The sequence below is a fragment of the Streptomyces sp. NBC_00045 genome, from assembly GCF_045041095.1.
In the GTDB taxonomy this organism is placed as follows: Bacteria; Actinomycetota; Actinomycetes; order Streptomycetales; family Streptomycetaceae; genus Streptomyces.
The window spans coordinates 2,875,295-2,891,466 of record NZ_CP108271.1; the positions used below are offsets into that span (position 1 = coordinate 2,875,295).

Annotated in this window: 13 protein-coding genes, 2 tRNA genes and 1 pseudogene; 1 reads left to right on the forward strand and 15 read right to left on the reverse strand. The window is 72.9% G+C overall.

The genetic code is table 11. The annotated features are described in order from the left end of the window. Positions 1 to 336: 336 nt before the first annotated feature. Complete coding sequence (gene holA, locus OHA65_RS13530) at positions 337 to 1,329, reverse strand: DNA polymerase III subunit delta (protein WP_328765179.1); 993 nt, start codon at positions 1,327 to 1,329, stop codon at positions 337 to 339. Between the two features lie 75 nt (positions 1,330 to 1,404). On the opposite strand from holA, the gene OHA65_RS13535 reads away from it, so the two are divergent. Next, entirely contained in the window at positions 1,405 to 1,647 is a 243-nt protein-coding gene (locus tag OHA65_RS13535) for a hypothetical protein (RefSeq protein ID WP_327283381.1), read from the forward strand. 26 nt (positions 1,648 to 1,673) lie between these two features. On the opposite strand, the gene OHA65_RS13540 is transcribed toward OHA65_RS13535, so the two are convergent. From OHA65_RS13540 to OHA65_RS13605, 14 genes and pseudogenes are all read right to left on the reverse strand, one after another. Then, positions 1,674 to 2,534: a YceI family protein gene (locus OHA65_RS13540; RefSeq protein WP_327283382.1), complete on the reverse strand. Its 861-nt coding sequence runs from the start codon at positions 2,532 to 2,534 to the stop codon at positions 1,674 to 1,676. Between the two features lie 157 nt (positions 2,535 to 2,691). Continuing rightward, positions 2,692 to 5,064, reverse strand: a pseudogene (locus OHA65_RS13545) (ComEC/Rec2 family competence protein); the annotation flags it as partial. After that, complete coding sequence (locus OHA65_RS13550; protein ID WP_327283383.1) at positions 5,061 to 5,996, reverse strand: ComEA family DNA-binding protein; 936 nt, start codon at positions 5,994 to 5,996, stop codon at positions 5,061 to 5,063. The gene OHA65_RS13550 and the pseudogene OHA65_RS13545, both read right to left, overlap by 4 nt. 98 nt (positions 5,997 to 6,094) lie before the next feature. Then, complete coding sequence (locus OHA65_RS13555; protein WP_327283384.1) at positions 6,095 to 6,940, reverse strand: DegV family protein; 846 nt, start codon at positions 6,938 to 6,940, stop codon at positions 6,095 to 6,097. 608 nt (positions 6,941 to 7,548) lie between these two features. Continuing rightward, positions 7,549 to 8,301: a hypothetical protein gene (locus OHA65_RS13560; protein ID WP_327283385.1), complete on the reverse strand. Its 753-nt coding sequence runs from the start codon at positions 8,299 to 8,301 to the stop codon at positions 7,549 to 7,551. 124 nt (positions 8,302 to 8,425) lie between these two features. Then, positions 8,426 to 11,308 carry a leucine--tRNA ligase gene (gene leuS / locus OHA65_RS13565; RefSeq protein ID WP_327283386.1) on the reverse strand — a complete coding sequence of 961 codons (2,883 nt, stop codon included), beginning with the start codon at positions 11,306 to 11,308 and terminating at the stop codon, positions 8,426 to 8,428. A gap of 247 nt (positions 11,309 to 11,555) precedes the next feature. Beyond that, positions 11,556 to 11,628, reverse strand: a tRNA-Ala gene (locus OHA65_RS13570). 173 nt (positions 11,629 to 11,801) lie between these two features. After that, complete coding sequence (locus tag OHA65_RS13575; protein ID WP_008738908.1) at positions 11,802 to 12,035, reverse strand: hypothetical protein; 234 nt, start codon at positions 12,033 to 12,035, stop codon at positions 11,802 to 11,804. A gap of 143 nt (positions 12,036 to 12,178) precedes the next feature. Further along, positions 12,179 to 12,251: transfer RNA gene (locus OHA65_RS13580), tRNA-Ala, on the reverse strand. Between the two features lie 112 nt (positions 12,252 to 12,363). Beyond that, complete coding sequence (locus OHA65_RS13585) at positions 12,364 to 13,020, reverse strand: histidine phosphatase family protein (protein ID WP_327285643.1); 657 nt, start codon at positions 13,018 to 13,020, stop codon at positions 12,364 to 12,366. Further along, on the reverse strand, positions 13,017 to 13,463 hold the full coding sequence (gene rsfS / locus OHA65_RS13590) for a ribosome silencing factor (protein ID WP_327283387.1): 447 nt from the start codon (positions 13,461 to 13,463) through the stop codon (positions 13,017 to 13,019). Before rsfS ends, OHA65_RS13585 begins: the two co-directional genes overlap by 4 nt. Positions 13,464 to 13,581: 118 nt before the next feature. Then, positions 13,582 to 15,240: an LCP family protein gene (locus tag OHA65_RS13595; protein WP_328762739.1), complete on the reverse strand. Its 1,659-nt coding sequence runs from the start codon at positions 15,238 to 15,240 to the stop codon at positions 13,582 to 13,584. Between the two features lie 24 nt (positions 15,241 to 15,264). Further along, the gene (gene nadD / locus OHA65_RS13600) at positions 15,265 to 15,882 is read right to left on the reverse strand and encodes a nicotinate-nucleotide adenylyltransferase (RefSeq protein ID WP_327283389.1); all 618 of its coding nucleotides are present in this window, start codon (positions 15,880 to 15,882) and stop codon (positions 15,265 to 15,267) included. Positions 15,883 to 15,950: 68 nt separating this feature from the next. Beyond that, the gene (locus tag OHA65_RS13605; RefSeq protein ID WP_327283390.1) at positions 15,951 to 16,118 is read right to left on the reverse strand and encodes a hypothetical protein; all 168 of its coding nucleotides are present in this window, start codon (positions 16,116 to 16,118) and stop codon (positions 15,951 to 15,953) included. Positions 16,119 to 16,172 lie beyond the last annotated feature (54 nt).

Here is a 16,172-nt window from a genome sequence, read left to right on the forward strand (position 1 = left end):
CCCTCTCTCCCGCTCCCGACCGGCCCCCGCGCCGCACACGAAGCGTTCGCCACGCGGGTGCGGTGCAACCGAGCAGTGAACGAAGGCCCCGGCCGCCTCCCTTCCCCAGGGCGGCGCCCGGGGCCTTCGCCTTTCCTGCGTCCCGGCGCGGCTCAGCGGCCGTCTCGACGGCGGGCCGGACGGTGTTCGGCGGCGGACCGCGCGCGGTTCAGCGGCGGACCGGACGGGGTTCAGCGGGGGCGGACGGGATTCCGGCGGCGGACCGCGCGCAGTTCAGCGGCGGCCCCGGACGGGGTTCGGCGGCGGGCGGGGTTCCGGCGGCGGGTCGGGCGGGGTTCAGGGGCGGGTCGGGCGGGCGGCGCGGGCCACCGCCACGACCGCCTTTTCCAGGGCGTACTCCGGGTCGTCGCCCCCGCCCTTGACCCCGGCATCGGCCGCGGCCACGGCACGCAGGGCCTCCGAGACCCCGTCCGCCGACCAGCCCCGCATCTGCTGGCGTACCCGGTCGATCTTCCACGGCGGCATGCCCAGATCCCGTGCCAGGTCTCCCGGCCGGGCCCCCCGCGGTGCGGAGGCGAGCTTGCCGATGGCCCGGACCGCCTGCGCCAGTGCGCTGGTGATCAGCACCGGCGCCACTCCCGTGGACAGCGACCACCGCAGCGCTTCGAGGGCCTCCGCCGCACGTCCCTCGACCGCCCGGTCGGCGACCGTGAAGCTGGAGGCTTCGGCGCGGCCGGTGTAGTAGCGGCCGACCACGGCCTCGTCGATCGTGCCCTCGACGTCCGCGCAGAGCTGCGCCGCCGCACTCGCCAGCTCCCGCAGATCGCTCCCGATCGCATCGACCAGCGTCTGGCAGGCCTCCGGGGTGGCCGACCGGCCGAGCGTGCGGAACTCGCCCCGGACGAACGCCAGCCGGTCCGCCGCCTTCGTCATCTTCGGGCAGGCGACCTCGCGGGCCCCGGCCTTGCGGGCCGCGTCCAGCAGCCCCTTGCCCTTGACCCCGCCCGCGTGGAGGAGCACGAGGATGATCTCCTCGAACGGCGCCGCGAGGTACGCCTTGAGCTCCTTGACCGTGTCCGCGGACAGGTCCTGCGCATTGCGTACGACCAGTACCTTGCGCTCGGAGAAGAGCGAGGGGCTGGTCAGCTCGACGAGCGTGCCGGGCTGGAGCTGCTCGGGGGCGAGGTCGCGCACGTCCGTGTCGGCATCGGCGGCCCGGGCGGCCGCCACCACCTCTCGTACGGCACGGTCGAGCAGCAGGTCCTCCTGCCCCACCGCGAGGGTGAGCGGGGCGAGCGGATCGTCGGTGGAGTTCTTCCTGGTGGCCATCGCACCCAGCATCCCACGCCGCACTGACAGCCCCCCGCACAGCGGCCCCCTCGCCCCGTACCCGAGAATGACCGCGTGAACGTGCGACATGTACTGGTCCTGCCCGACCGCGACGCCGCCGAGGAGGTGGCCCGGGAGGCGGTCGACCGCTTCGGCCTCCCCGAGGAGCCGCAGTTGGTCCGCGACGCTCTGGCCGGCGAGGACGACGCCGAGGACGCCCAGTGGCTGGTGGTCGTCGAGGACCCGCAGGAACGGCTCGACGCCACCGTGCTGGACGGCCTCGCCTCCGAGTACGAGGGCTGGCTGGAGACCCCGTAGCGCCCCGCCGGCCCGCCTTGCGCGCCTTACGCCTTGTGCACGATCTGGATGTCCAGCACGACCTCCACGCTCGAACCGAGCGCCGCTATCCCTTGAGCCAGCAGGGACTGCCAGTTCAGGGCGAAGTCCTCGCGGTGCAGCTCGGCGCTCGCCCGGCACGCCGCACGCGGTTCGCCCTCCAGCCCCGTACCGAGGCCCAGGTACTCGGTGTCCAGGGTCACCGAGCGGCTGACCCCGTGCAGGGTGAGGGCGCCCGCGACGGCCCAGCGGCTGCCGCTGCGGTGGATGAACCGCTCGCTGTAGAACTCGACCGTCGGATGCCGGGCCGCGTCCAGGAAGTCGGCGGAGCGTAGGTGGTCGTCCCGCATCCGCACACCGGTGTCGATGCTCGCCGCGTCGATGATCACGTGCATGGAGGAGTCCTCCATGCGGTCGGCTATCCGCACCGCGCCGGCAAAGGTGTTGAACCGGCCGCGGATCCGGGCGAAGCCGATGTGCTGGGCGGTGAAGCCGATGGACGAGTGCGTCGGGTCGAGCTCCCAGTGGCCGGGCGCCGGCAGCAGCGGCGGTTCCACGGCGTCGAGGACGATCTCGCCGGTACCGGGCTGTGCCGGGTCCCCCACCAGCGTCGCCCCGTGGAAGGGCGCGTACCCCTCGGCGGTGACGGAGAGCCGGTACTCCCCCTCCGGGACGGCCGCGGTGAAGCCGCCGTACGGATCGGTCTCGCCGCTGACGATGCGCCGGCCGATCGGGTCGGTCACCTCGAACTTGGCCTGTCGGACCGGCTGGTGGACGGTGTCGAGGACACGACAGCTGAGCAGCCGCGCCGTATGAGGCAGCGTCAGTGTGGCGGACGTCTGCGAACCGGCGCTTCCGGCCGTCTCCATCCCTCTTCGACGACTGAACATGGTTGGGGCACCCCCGTGCTGTGTGGACGCGTACCGCTCTGGCGAAAACGCATTCGATCATGCTGCCGGGTTGTGGGCAAACAGAAAGACCGTGTCCGGTATGCCCGTGTCGGCGCCGCCGCCGGCGGGAGGGGAAGGCCCGCATCCGCGGGCCGCTCCCCGCGACGGCGATCGAGCCGTCGGTGTCGGTGCGCAGCACGGTCGCGCCCAGGGTCCGCAGGTGCGCGAGGGTGCCCGGAGCGGGGTGCCCGTAGCGGTTGCCCTCGCCGACCGGGACGATCGCCAGACGGGGCCGGACCCGGGCCTGGAGGCCGGGGTCCTGATGGGCCGAGCCGTGGTGGGCGACCTTGAGGACATCGACCGGACCCAGCTCCGGATGGGCCCTCAGAAGCGCTTCCTGCGAGGGTGGTTCGAGGTCCCCGAGCAGCAGGAGGGTCAGGCCCGCCCCGCGGACCAGGAGGGCGACGCTGGCGTCGTTGGGCCCCTGCGGCCGCGGGCCGTCGGGCGCGGGCCACAGCACCTGCCACTCCAGGGGCCCGGCACGGCGCCGCTCGCCCGCCGAGGCCGCCACGACCGGAACGTGCGCCGCGGCCGCGGCCCTTCGGACGAACTCAGCCTGCGCGGGCGGCTCTTCCAGCGTAGTGGTCTGAATCACACCCACGGTCCGGTCGTGCAGCACCCCGGACAGGCCGCCGACGTGGTCTGCGTGAAAGTGCGTCAGCAGGAGCAGCGGCACCCGACGCACCCCCAAGGAGTGCAGGCACGCGTCCACCGGGCCCGGTTCGGGACCTGCGTCCACCACGACGGCCGTGCCCGGGCCGGCGGCGAGTACGGCGGCGTCGCCCTGGCCGACCGCGCACTGGACGTAGCTCCAGTCGGGCGGCGGCCAGCGGGTGAGCGTACGGGTGAGCTGCGGCGGCCGCAGGACCGCGAGGAGCAGCAGTACGGCCAGTGCGGAGCACACCCACGGCCGGTGCCGGAGCCGTGCGCCGATGCCCACGACGGCCAGGGTGGCGGCGGCCAGCAGAAGTCCCCCGGTGAGCCCGCCCGGCCAGGCGAGCTCCGCGCCCGGCAGCCGCGCCCCGGCCCGGGCCACCGCGGCGATCCAGCCGGCCGGCACCCCCGCGCACCGGGCGAGCAGCTCCGCGACGGGCATGCACAGCGGAGCCGCCGCGAGCACGGCGAAGCCGAGCACGGTCGCGGGACCGGCCGCGAGTTCGGCGAGCAGGTTGCAGGGCACCGCCACGAGGCTCACCCGGGCCGAGAGAACGGCGACCACCGGCGCACAGACCGCCTGCGCGGCCGCCGCGGCGGCCAGCGCCTCGGCGAGCCGGGGCCGCATCCCGCGGTGGCGCAGGGCTTCGCTCCAGCGCGGGCCGAGCGTGAGCAGCGACCCGGTGGCCAGGACCGAGAGCAGGAAGCCGGGGCTGCGGGCGAGCCACGGGTCGTAGAGCACGAGCAGCAGCACCGCGGCCGCCAGGGCGGGGATCAGGGATCTGCGCCGCCCGGTGGCGATGGCCAGCAGGGTGATCGCCCCACAGGCCGCGGCCCGCAGCACGCTCGGCTCCGGCCGGCACACGACCACGAACGCCAGGGTCAGCACCGTCCCGCACAGGGCCGTCGCCCGCAGGGACAGCCCGAGGCGGGGTGCGAGGCCGCCCCGCTCGGCGCGCTGCGCGGCGGCCGGTGCGCCGATGAGCAGGAACAGCACCACGGTCAGGTTGGACCCGGACACGGCCAAGAGGTGCAGCAGGTCCGTGGCCCGGAACGCCTCGTCCAGGTCGGGCGGCACCCGGGAGGTGTCCCCGACCACCAGCCCCGGCAGCAGGGCCCGGGCGTCCGGCGCGAGCCCCTCGGTGGCCTCGCGCAGCCCGGCCCGCAGCCTCCCGGCGGCCCGCTGGACGGTGCCGGGTCCGCCGGTCACCCTCGGCGGGGTGTCCCCGGCCGGGCGGAGCAGCGCCACGGCCCGCTCCCCGGACCGGCCCGGGGCCAGCCGGGCGACGACCGCGACCCGGGTCGACGGCTGGAGCCGGGCCCACTGCGGATGCCCGGCCAGCACCCGTACGGGGGTCTCGACCCGGGTCTGCGCACCATCGGGTCCGGTCACCCGGTCGAGCACCGCGTCCAGGACCACCACGGGCGGGCCGCTACCGCTGCGCGCCGTCCGCGGGTCGGAGCCGATGGTGAGCTCGGCGAGGACCCGGGCATGGTCCCTGGCCAGCCCCAGGACCGGACCGGCCCGCGCCTCGGCCCGTTGGAGGCCCGCCACCCCGGCCCCAGCGGCCGCGCAGAGCAGGACGGCGGCCCCCGCCGTGCCGATCCGCCACAGCGACTGCGGACGCCGGCAGCCGGCCAGGAGCAGCAGCCCCGCGCCGAGGACCGCCGCCCCGGCCCCGGCGGCGGTCCAGCCGGCGGGTGCGCCGAGGGCGAGGGCGGCCGCCGCCCAGCCGGCCAATGCCGGTACCGCGAGGCGCAGATCCACCGGGCCCGGCCCCTCGGGGCGCTTCACGGCCTGACCAGCTTGCGCAGGTCGGCGAACCGCCGCTCTCCGATGCCGTCGACCTGCCGGAGCTCCTCCACCGAACGGAAGCCGCCGCGGGCGGCCCGGAACTCCACGATGTGCTGCGCGAGGACCGGGCCGACCCCGGGCAGGCCGTCCAGTTGCTCCACGGTGGCCGTGCCGAGGCTGAGCGGCCCGGCACCACCACCGGGGCCCGGGCCTCCCGGGGCGGGCTGCGCCGGTGCACCCACCGCCACCTGCTCGCCGTCCACCAGCACCCGGGCCCGGTTGAGCCCGGTGGTGTCCGTACCGGGCCGCACTCCCCCGGCGGCGGCCAGCGCGTCCTCGACCCGCGAGCCGGTGGGCAGCCGCCGCACGCCGGGGTCACGGACCTTTCCGCTGATGTCGACGACGATCCGCGTGCCGGCTCCGCCGGAGGCGACCGGGGGGCTGGGAGGCGCGGCCGAGGCCGGGGTGACCACCGAGGGCGCGGTCACCGGCTGCGGCCTCGACGTCCAGTACTGCTGGGCCCCGAAGGCGACCGCGGCGACCAGCACCACCGCGCCGGCGGCCACCGAGCGCGGCTCCACCGCGCAGCGCGCCTGTAGCCAGAGCGGCAGCCGCTCCCGCACGGCGAGCCGGAGCGCGGTCCCCCCGGCCAACGGGACCTCCCCCGGCGGACCGGCCACGGACCGGATCGCCGCCCCCGGACCCGGCGCCCCCTCCGGTGACGGGGACTGAGGCGGGGGCTCCGGTGACGGGATCTGCGGCGGGCCGCTGCCGCCGAGCAGGGCTTCGGCCCGGCGGCGCACCGCGGCGGGCTCGGGGTGGTGCGGGCGGGCGCGGCCCCTGCCGTGGCGCAACCGCCCGTCGGAAAAGCGGAGGCGGCCGGGGCCGCCGGTGGCTCCGGAGGAATGCGAAGTGCGTGTACGAAGAGTCATGCCACGACGGTAAGGACGAATCCCGACCGCAGTTCGGATTTATCAATTCCGGTGGATATCCCGGCCGTTGTGGATATCCCCGCCACTCTTTCCGGTGATCAGCGGGGGGAGACGACCGCCGCCAGCAGCCCCGGACCCGTGTGTGCGCCGATCACCGCACCGACCTCGCTGACGTGGAGCTCGACCAGTCCGGGGATGCGCTCGCGCAGCCGCTCCGCGAGCTTTTCCGCCCGTTCGGGGGCCGCGAGGTGGTGCACGGCGACGTCGACGCCGCCCGCCCCGGCGCGTTCCACGGCCAGTTCCTCCAGGCGGGCGATGGCCTTGGAGGCCGTACGCACCTTCTCCAGCATCTCGATCCGCCCGCCCTCCAGCGTGAGCAACGGCTTGACGGCGAGGGCCGAGCCGAGGAGTGCTTGGGCGGCCCCGATACGGCCGCCGCGGCGCAGGTAGTCGAGCGTGTCGACGTAGAAGTACGCGGACATGTCCGCGGCGCGCTTCTCGGCGGCGGCCACGGCCTCGTCGACGGAGCCGCCGGCTTCGGCCGTTTCCGCGGCGGCGAGCGCGCAGAACCCGAGGGCCATCGCGACCATGCCGGTGTCGACGACGCGGACGGGGACCGGGGCGGTCTTGGCGGCGACCACGGCGGCGTCGTAGGTGCCGGAGAACTCGGCGGACAGGTGCAGGCTGACGATGCCGGTAGCGCCGGCCTCCGCGGCTGCCTGGTAGGCCCGTACGAACTCCTCCGGGCTGGGGCGGGACGTGGTGACCGGGCGGCGCTTCTGCAGGGCCAGGGCGAGGCTGCGGGCCGAGATCTCGGTGCCGTCCTCAAGCGCCTCGTCGCCGAGGACCACGGTCAGCGGGACGGAGGTGATTCCGTGCCGCGTCATGGCCGGTCGGGGCAGGTAGGCCGTGGAATCGGTGACGATCGCGACATGGCGGGACATGAGCCGGAGGTTACCGCCAGTGGGGGTGGTACGGCAGCCCAGCCCCTGGCCTGGGGGTGGACGGAGTGGCTGCCCAGCCCGCCGCGGGCTGCCCGCGCGCCCGGCCGCGGCTCGGCGCGGGGGGTGCCGGGCACGCTCCTGCCGCGCCACCGGAGGTGCTCGGCCGCTCGTCTGCGCCCGCACCCGAGGGCACCCGCTACCCGGGCGGTCGCCCACCGACCCGAGCCCACGTGTCGCAGGCTGCCGCTAGGCACGGCCCCGTCCGGCTCAGTGCCCGGGGGTGCAGGGCCGAAGCTCAGCGCCAGGCCTCAGGACCAGGGCTCGGAGCCAGGGCTCAGGACCAGGGCTCAGCGCCCGGGGCTCGGGACCAGGGCTCGGGACCAGGGCTCGGAGCCAGGCCTCAGGACCAGGGCTCGGGACCAGGCCTCAGGACGAGGCCTCAGCGCCCGGGGCTCAGCGCCCGGGGGTGCGGGGCCAGGGCACAGCGCCCGGGGCTCGGGGCCAGGGCTCAGGACCAGGGCTCAGTGCCCGGGGGTGCAGGGCCGGAGCCCGGAGCCCGGAGCCCAGGGCTTCAGGGCCGGGCCTCTGGCCCGACCCGGGCCTTCCGCTCACGTCGTCGCTTCCGGCCTCGGGGTCTTCTGCCAGGGGTGGCGGGTCGGTGCGGGGGTGGGGTTCAGGGCCGCCGGGCGGGCCGACGGGGGCTCCGGGGCGCGGTCGGCGGTCCCGGACGGGGGCTGCGAGGTGTGCCCGGCCGGGGGCTGTTGGGCGTCCCAGGCCGCTGCCGCCGCCGCGAGGTCGTCCACCGATTCCCGGGACCAGTCCCGCAGCGCACCCGATTCGACCTCGATCTGCGCCGACAGCGCCGACAGGTCGTCCTGGGCGAAGCGCCGGGCACGGTCGCGGGCGGCCCACCGCAGCGAGTCCGCCGCCTGTGTGATCTTGGCGGTCCGTTCCTTCAGGTCGGGCAGCATGCCGGCGATCCGCCCGCGGTCCGGCTCCTGCTCCAGCCGCTTCAGCTCGTCGTCCAGCTCGTGTCCGTGCTCGCTCAGCCGCTCGAACAGCCCGATCGACTCCTTCAGCGAGGCGTCCGTCTGCACCCCCTGGTACAGCGCCTGCTGCGTGGCCCGCATGGACGTCCGCAGGTCCAGCCGCAGCTGTGCCAGTGCCCCGGTGACACCCACCTGCCCGAAGCTCTTCGCCTTCAGCGCGGTGTCCTCCACGGTGCGGCGGGCCTGAGTGATCGTACGGTCCACGCCGCGCTTCGCCGCCCCGACCACCTTCACGGTGGCCCAGGCCCCCAGCCCCAGGAAGGCGAACAGCACCAACAGGGCAAAGATGATGATCAACGCGCCCGCCTCCATGAGAGGCTCCCTTCCCCTGCCGTTTCCGTCCCTTCCACGGTAAACGCCACGGGCAGGTTGGGGGTTCCAAACGAACCCCCAACCTGCCCGTACGGGAATCCCCCTAGATCGGGGGAGCGACGCTTCAGACGACGATGTTCACCAGCTTCGGCGCGCGCACGATCACCTTGCGGATCTCGGCCCCGCCCAGTGCCGCCACGACCGCCTCGTCGGCCAGCGCCAGCTGCTCCAGGTCACCCTCGGAGATCGTCGGCGGCACCTCCAGGCGGGCCTTGACCTTGCCCTTGATCTGGACGACGCAGGTCACGCTCTCGTCCACCACGTACGCCGGGTCCGCGACCGGGAAGTCCTGGTGGACCACCGAGTCGGGGTGGCCCAGGCGGTGCCACAGCTCTTCCGCGATGTGCGGGGCCAGCGGGGCGATCAGCAGGACCAGCCGCTCCGCGACCGAGCGCTCCAGCGGGCGGCCGGCCTTGGTCAGCGCGTTGTTCAGCTCGGTGATCTTCGCGATGGCCGTGTTGAAGCGCAGGCCGGCCATGTCGGCGCCGGCCCCGTCGATGGCCTTGTGCAGCGCGCGCAGGGTGTCCTCGCCCGGCTCGGCGTCGACGACGGTGACCGCACCGGTCTCCTCGTCCACGATGTTGCGCCACAGGCGCTGCAGCAGCCGGTACTGGCCCACCACGGCCCGGGTGTCCCACGGACGCGAGACGTCCAGCGGGCCCATCGCCATCTCGTACAGGCGCAGGGTGTCCGCGCCGTACTCCTCGCAGATCTCGTCCGGCGTGACGGCGTTCTTGAGGGACTTGCCCATCTTGCCGTGCTCGCGCTTGACGGGCTCGCCCCGGTAGAAGTAGCCGCCGTCGCGCTCCTCGACCTCGGCCGCAGGTACGTACACACCGCGCGCGTCGGTGTAGGCGTACGCCTGGATCATGCCCTGGTTGAACAGCTTGTGGAACGGCTCGGCCGAGGAGACGTGCCCCAGGTCGAACAGGACCTTCGACCAGAAGCGCGCGTACAGCAGGTGCAGCACCGCGTGCTCGGCGCCGCCGACGTACAGGTCGACGCCGCCGTGCGGCGCGTCCTCGCGCGGACCCATCCAGTACTGCTCGATCGCCGGGTCCACCAGGGCCGACGCGTTGTGGGGGTCCAGGTAGCGCAGCTCGTACCAGCAGGAACCGGCCCAGTTGGGCATGGTGTTGGTCTCGCGGCGGTACGAGCGCACCCCGCGCCCGTCACCCAGGTCCAGCTCGACGTTGACCCACTCCGCGTTCCGCGACAGCGGGGTCTCCGGCTTCGAGGCGGCGTCGTCCGGCTCGAACGTGCGCGGCGAGTAGTCCTCGACCTCGGGCAGTTCCAGCGGCAGCATCGACTCGGGCAGCGGGTGCGCGACGCCGTCCTCGTCGTAGACGATCGGGAAGGGCTCGCCCCAGTAGCGCTGGCGGCTGAACAGCCAGTCGCGCAGCCGGAAGTTGACCGTCCCCTCACCGATGCCCTGCTCGGCCAGCCACGCCGTGATGGCTGCCTTGGCCTCGACGACGCCCAGGCCGTCCAGGGAGACGCCCTCGCCCGTCGAGTTCACGATGGTGCCGTCGTACGAGGAGAACGCGTCCTCCCACTCCGCCGGGTCGGCGTCGCGGTCGTCCGAGGGCTCCACGACGCAGCGCATCGACAGTTCGAAGGCGCGGGCGAACTCGAAGTCGCGGCTGTCGTGCGCCGGGACGGCCATGATCGCCCCGGTGCCGTAGCCCATCAGCACGTAGTCCGCGATGAAGACGGGGACCTGGTCGCCGCTGACCGGGTTGGTCGCGTACGCGCCGGTGAACACACCGGTCTTGTCCTTGGCCTCGGCCTGGCGCTCGACGTCCGACTTCGCGGCGGCCTGCTTGCGGTACGCGTCCACGGCCTCGCCGGGGGTGGCGGCGCCGCCGGTCCACACCTGGTGCGTGCCCTCGGGCCACTCGGCCGGGACGATCTTCTCGACCAGCGCGTGCTCGGGCGCCAGCACCATGTAGGTGGCGCCGAACAGGGTGTCGGGACGCGTGGTGAACACGGTGATGGCGTCGTCGCCGACCGCGAAGTCGACGCGCGCGCCCTCGCTGCGGCCGATCCAGTTGCGCTGCTGCAGCTTGATGGCCTCGGGCCAGTCCAGCGCGTCCAGGTCGTCCAGCAGGCGGTCCGCGTAAGCGGTGATGCGCATGTTCCACTGGCTCAGCTTGGCCTTGAAGACCGGGAAGTTGCCGCGCTCGGAGCGGCCGTCCGCGGTGACCTCCTCGTTGGCCAGTACGGTGCCCAGCCCGGGGCACCAGTTCACGGGCGCGTCGGAGGCGTACGCCAGCCGGTGCTCGTTCAGTGCGTCGGCCCGCTCGCCCGCGGTCAGCTCGGCCCAGGAACGGCCGCCGGGGACCTCACGGGAGCCGTCCTCGAAGGCGGCGACCAGCTCGGCGATCGGACGGGCCTTGGCCGCGTCCGCGTCGTACCAGGAGTTGTAGATCTGCAGGAAGATCCACTGGGTCCACTTGTAGTAGTCCGGGTCGATCGTCGCGAACGAGCGGCGCTTGTCGTGGCCCAGGCCCAGGCGGCGCAGCTGGACCTTCATGTTCTCGATGTTCGCCTCGGTGGAGACGCGCGGGTGCGTGCCGGTCTGCACGGCGTACTGCTCGGCCGGCAGGCCGAAGGCGTCGAAGCCCAGGGTGTGCAGGACGTTGTGGCCGCTCATCCGCTGGTGGCGGGCGAAGACGTCGGTGGCGATGTACCCCAGCGGGTGACCGACGTGCAGGCCCGCACCGGAGGGGTAAGGGAACATGTCCATGATGAACTTCTTGGGCCGCGCGACGACCGCCGCCGCCTCGGCGGACTCGGCCCCGGCCAGGTCACCGGTCGGGTTCGGGGCCTCGTAGGTGCCCTCCGCGTCCCATACGTCCTGCCAGCGTGCCTCGATGTCGGCGGCCATGGCAGCCGTGTAACGGTGCGCCTCGGCCGCCTCGGCCGGGGTGTTCGTCTCGCTCATGATTTCTGAAGCTCCATCGATCGTCTCTGCCGTCTCTGCCTGCCCAAACGAAAAAACCCCTCGCACAGGAGGGGGCGCCGCGCCGATGCCGACCGTGTCGAAGGTCGGTACTGATCAGCGCGGCTCGGTAAGCAGAAGGCGTACGGCACGCATGGCGCCAGGGTACCGCAGCGGCCTCGACCGCCGCTCGACCGTTCCGCACAACGAGAAGCGGGCCACCCGATCCGGGTGGCCCGCTTCTCTTCTGTGGAGCTAAGGAGAATTGAACTCCTGACCTCCTGCATGCCATGCAGGCGCTCTACCAACTGAGCTATAGCCCCTTGCTTCTCTGCCGCCGGGCCCCTTCTCGGTTTCCCTTGCCGGTTCCCCCTGGCGACATCGAGAACATTACACGGTCATGGCCCAGGTCCAAAAATCGGTTTCCGGGCGATGCGCTTCGCCCGGTTCGCCCGATCTGCGGCCCCATCGGCCATGCCCGTTCCCTGCCGCGGCCCTACGCCCTGGCGAACTGGTAGAACCGCTTGAGCGTGCAGTGCTCGTCGAGTAGGCGGCCGTAGATCGGCTCCCCTTCCAGCTCGCGGTACGTCTCGATCGGGTCGCCTTTTATGATCAGCGCCCGCGCGCATTCCTCGCACCAGTACTGGTAGTCGGGGTTGACCGGGTCCATGTCCCGCACGATCGGCGTGCCGTTGTTGCACCAGTCGCACCGCCGCCGGTGTGCACCCATCCGTCAGCGACTCCCTCCCGCATCGGGCCGTCGACTCCCCCTCCGGCGTTCCGATTCTGCCACGCGGGTGCGGGGCAGGTCAGCAGGCGCCGAAGGTACAAACGGAAGGATCCCGCCCCCTGTTGGGGACGGGATCCTGATTGTGGAGCTAAGGAGAATTGAACTCCTGACCTCCTGCATGCCATGCAGGCGCTCTACCAACTGAGCTATAGCCCCGCTCTCCGCTGCGCTCCCCCCGTTTCCGGTGTTCTGCGCTGCGAACAAGAAGAACTCTAGCCTGTGACCAGCCGGAAAGTGAAATCCGGGTGGGAGCCGCCCTGAGGCGGGCTCAGTCGTCGTCGCCGAGCACCGGTTCCGGCAGCGTGCCGGCATTGTGCTCCATCAGACGCCAGCCGCGCGCGCCCTCGCCGAGGACGGACCAACAGCAGTTGGAGAGCCCGCCCAGGCTCTCCCAGGCGTACGCCTCCAGGCCCAGCAGCCGGCCGATGGTCGTACGGATGGTGCCGCCGTGGCTGACCACGACGAGCGTGCCGTTCTCCGGCAGCCGGCCGGCGTGCTCCAGCACCACCGGCGCCGCGCGGTCGGCGACCTCGGTCTCCAGTTCGCCGCCGCCGCGGCGGACGGGCTCGCCGCGCTTCCACGCCGCGTACTGCTCGCCGTACTTCTCGATGATCTCGTCGTGCGTGAGGCCCTGCCACTCACCGGCGTACGTCTCGCGCAGCGCGGCGTCCTGCGCCACGGGCAGGCCCGTGACCGCGCCCAGTTCGGCTGCAGTGGCGGAGGCCCGCCGCAGGTCGGAGGCCACGATGGCGTCCGGCTTCAGGGAGGCGAGCAGCCGGGCGGCGCGGCGCGCCTGCGCCACACCCGTCTCGGTCAGCTCGATGTCCGTGGAGCCCTGGAAGCGGCGCTCCAGGTTCCACGACGTCTGGCCGTGTCGCCAGAGGACGATCTTCCGGCCGGTCTTCCGGAGGGCGGTCGTGCTCAGAACAGATCACCGTCCAGGTCGTCGTCGCCCGCCGCCTCGCGCAGCTTGGCGTGCTCCTCCGCCTTGCCCTTGGTGAGCTTGGCGTCCTCGGGCAGCTCGATCTCGGGGCAGTCCTTCCACAGGCGCTCCAGCGCGTAGAAGACCCGCTCCTCGCTGTGCTGAACGTGGACGACGATGTCGATGTAGTCGAGCAGGATCCAGCGGGCGTCGCGGTCGCCCTCGCGGCGCACCGGCTTGGCGCCGAGGTCCTTGAGCAGGCGCTCCTCGATCTCGTCGACGATCGACTTGACCTGGCGGTCGTTGGGCGCCGAGGCGAGCAGGAAGGCGTCGGTGATCGACAGCACGTCGCTGACGTCGTACGCGATGATGTCGTGCGCGAGCCGGTCGGCCGCGGCCTGGGCGGCGGCGGTGATGAGCTCGATGGAGCGGTCCGTGGCGGTCACTGGCCATGCTTTCGGGTTGGCGGGCAGATCCTTACAAGGGTCTCATGTACCGCCGACCCCGCCCGCGCGGAACGTCCCGCGCGGGCCGGGCACCTGCCGATGGCCTGGTCAGGACGGGTCAGGACGGCTTGTAGTCCTTGCCCAGGGTCACCACGATGTCGGCGTTCACGGCGTTCTCGCCCTTCTTCACGACGGTCTCGGGCAGGCCCAGCGTCTTGGCGACGTCGACCGCCTTGGCCCGCTGCGCCTCGTCCTGGTACGTGATCTGCGTGGTGGACTGGGTCTTGTCGGCCTTGCCGCCGTCCACGAAGGTGTAGCCGCCGTTCAGCAGCGCCGCCTTCGCCGCGATCTGCGTCTTGTCGTCACCGGTGGCGTCCTTGAGTCCGACGCGGGGCGCGGCGCCGGCCTGTGCCGCCGTGAAGCTGCCGCCGAGCACCTCCTTGACGACGTTCTTGTTGGCGTCGTCGGTGAGCGCGCCGTCGGGCTTCACCGCGAGGGCGTCCGTGCGGTACGCGCCTTCCTTGGCGTGCTCGCCGAGCTTGGACAGCAGGGTGCCGAGGGTCTGGGCGTTCAGGGAGGGGTCGAGGATCTGGCCCATGCTCTCGACGGTGACGGTCGCCGACTTCGGGTCGCCGGGGACCTTGCGCAGCACCCCGTAGAGCACCTTGCCGAAGCGGTCCAGCTGCTTGGCCTCGGGCTCGCCCTGGGCGCGGTGGGTGGCGTACGCGACGGCCATCGCACCGCTGAGGTGCTGCTTGGCGCCCTGCCCCACGGCCGGGGTCTTGGCGGCGTCGTCGGCCGGGATCGCGGTGTCGGTGTCGATCTCGATGCCGCCGACCAGCTCGACCAGGTTCTCCAGGAAGGGGGTGTCCAGGCGCCAGGTGCCGCCGATGTGGGTGCCGAGCACCGAGTCGAGGGAGTCCCGTACTCCGCCGCCGCCTTCCTCGACCGCCTTGCCGAGGGTCGTGCCGGTGCCGTCGTCCTTCGGGACGCCCAGCGCGTTCGGCAGCAGGACGGTGGCGCCCTTCCCGGTGGTGACGTTGTCGACGAGCAGCGCCGTGGAGGTGCCGCCCTTCTTGGTGTTGTACAGGTGGACGGCGATCATGTCGCGCTTCTGCGCCCCGGCTGCTGCCGCGCCGGCCTTCTTCTGCCCGGGGCCGTCGAGGAACGGCAGCTTGCCCGCGTACCAGAGGTAGCCGACGCCACCGACGACGAAGAGGGCGAGGACGACGAGGAGCGCGACCACGCGGTTGCGGCCGCGGCGGCGGGCCTCCTCGCGGCGCTCGGTGCGGCTCTCGGTGAACTTGAGCCAGTCGATGACGTCTTCGGAGTCGTCGTCCGGCTGGTCGATGAAGGCGAACTGCTCGGTGCGGTAGTCCGGGTCGGACGGCCCGCCCTCGGGCCGGCGCGGTTCGGGGATCCGGTCGGGGCGCGGCGGCTCCGGCTCTGCCGCGGGGGCGCGGGCGGGGGCCGGGGGCTCGGGGGCGGCCTGCTGGGGGATCCACTGCTGGGCCTGCTGCGGGTGCTGCGTTTCGTACCCGTAGGTGGGGGCCTGGGTGTACTCCTGCTGCCCGTACGCCGGGGCGGCCGGCTGCTGCGGCTGCTGGTGGTACGCCTGCTGCGGCTGCCGGCCGTAGCCCTGCTGGTCGTAGCCGTACTGCTGCTCGTACTGCTGCGCGGGCGCCTGGCCGTACACCGGCTGCCCGTACGGGTCGTAGCCGATGAGCTGCTGCTCCTGTGAGGCGTACGGGTCGTACGGCTCCTGTCGGTCGTTCACCGCGGGGCCCCTCTCTCCGGAAGCTCAGGCTCCCCGGTACAGCTCACGCTTGTCGATGTAGCGCACCACACCGTCGGGCACCAAATACCAGACAGGATCGCCCTGGGCGACCCGGGTGCGGCAGTCCGTGGACGAAATCGCCAGCGCGGGCACCTGCACCAGGGAGACGCCGTCCTCGGGGAGCCCGTCGTCGGTGAGCACGTGGCCCGGCCGGGTCACTCCGATGAAATGGGCGAGCGAGAAGAGCTCGGCGGCGTTGCGCCAGGTCAGGATCTGGGCGAGGGCGTCGGCGCCGGTGATGAAGAACAGGTCGGCGTCTTCGTTGAGCGCGCTCAGATCACGCAGGGTGTCGATCGTGTACGTCGGGCCGCCGCGGTCGATGTCGATGCGGCTCACCGAGAACTGGGGGTTCGAGGCCGTCGCGATGACCGTCATCAGGTAGCGGTCCTCGGCGGGGGACACGGCGCGCTGCGACTTCTGCCACGGCTGGCCGGTCGGTACGAACACCACCTCGTCGAGGTGGAACAGGGCGGCCACTTCGCTGGCGGCCACCAGGTGTCCGTGGTGGATCGGGTCGAATGTCCCGCCCATCACGCCGAGCCGGCGCTTGACCGGGCCGGTAGGCATCTCCTGCTCTCCCATGAGCGCAGAGCCTACTGGCCCGGCGGAGCGGTGCGGACCCGCACTTCGAGCACGTGCGCGAGCGCGGTTCAGCGGTCGCGGTTCAGGCGGGTGGTCACCCAGAGCATCAGCAGCAGGATGCACAGCGCGCCGCCACCGGTCAGGTACGGGTTCAGGCTGTCGTGGTTGCCGCCGTGCTGCTCGGCGCCCTCCGACGCGAGAACGACCAGGTTGTGGGCGGTGGAGGAGAGGCTCATCAGGCAGATACCTATCGAGTCGGGGAGCGGGCGGAGACTTCGCTCACATCGTAT

Bases quoted from the DNA above. Each gene is read 5' to 3' on its own strand.
- leuS (WP_327283386.1), bottom strand. From the start codon at position 11,308: ATGAGCGAGACGAACACCCCGGCCGAGGCGGCCGAGGCGCACCGTTAC.
- OHA65_RS13540 (WP_327283382.1), bottom strand. From the start codon at position 2,534: ATGGAGACGGCCGGAAGCGCCGGTTCGCAGACGTCCGCCACACTGACG.
- OHA65_RS13550 (WP_327283383.1), bottom strand. From the start codon at position 5,996: ATGACTCTTCGTACACGCACTTCGCATTCCTCCGGAGCCACCGGCGGC.
- nadD (WP_327283389.1), bottom strand. From the start codon at position 15,882: ATGGGAGAGCAGGAGATGCCTACCGGCCCGGTCAAGCGCCGGCTCGGC.
- OHA65_RS13555 (WP_327283384.1), bottom strand. From the start codon at position 6,940: ATGTCCCGCCATGTCGCGATCGTCACCGATTCCACGGCCTACCTGCCC.
- OHA65_RS13605 (WP_327283390.1), bottom strand. From the start codon at position 16,118: ATGAGCCTCTCCTCCACCGCCCACAACCTGGTCGTTCTCGCGTCGGAG.
- OHA65_RS13575 (WP_008738908.1), bottom strand. From the start codon at position 12,035: ATGGGTGCACACCGGCGGCGGTGCGACTGGTGCAACAACGGCACGCCG.
- OHA65_RS13560 (WP_327283385.1), bottom strand. From the start codon at position 8,301: ATGGAGGCGGGCGCGTTGATCATCATCTTTGCCCTGTTGGTGCTGTTC.
- holA (WP_328765179.1), bottom strand. From the start codon at position 1,329: ATGGCCACCAGGAAGAACTCCACCGACGATCCGCTCGCCCCGCTCACC.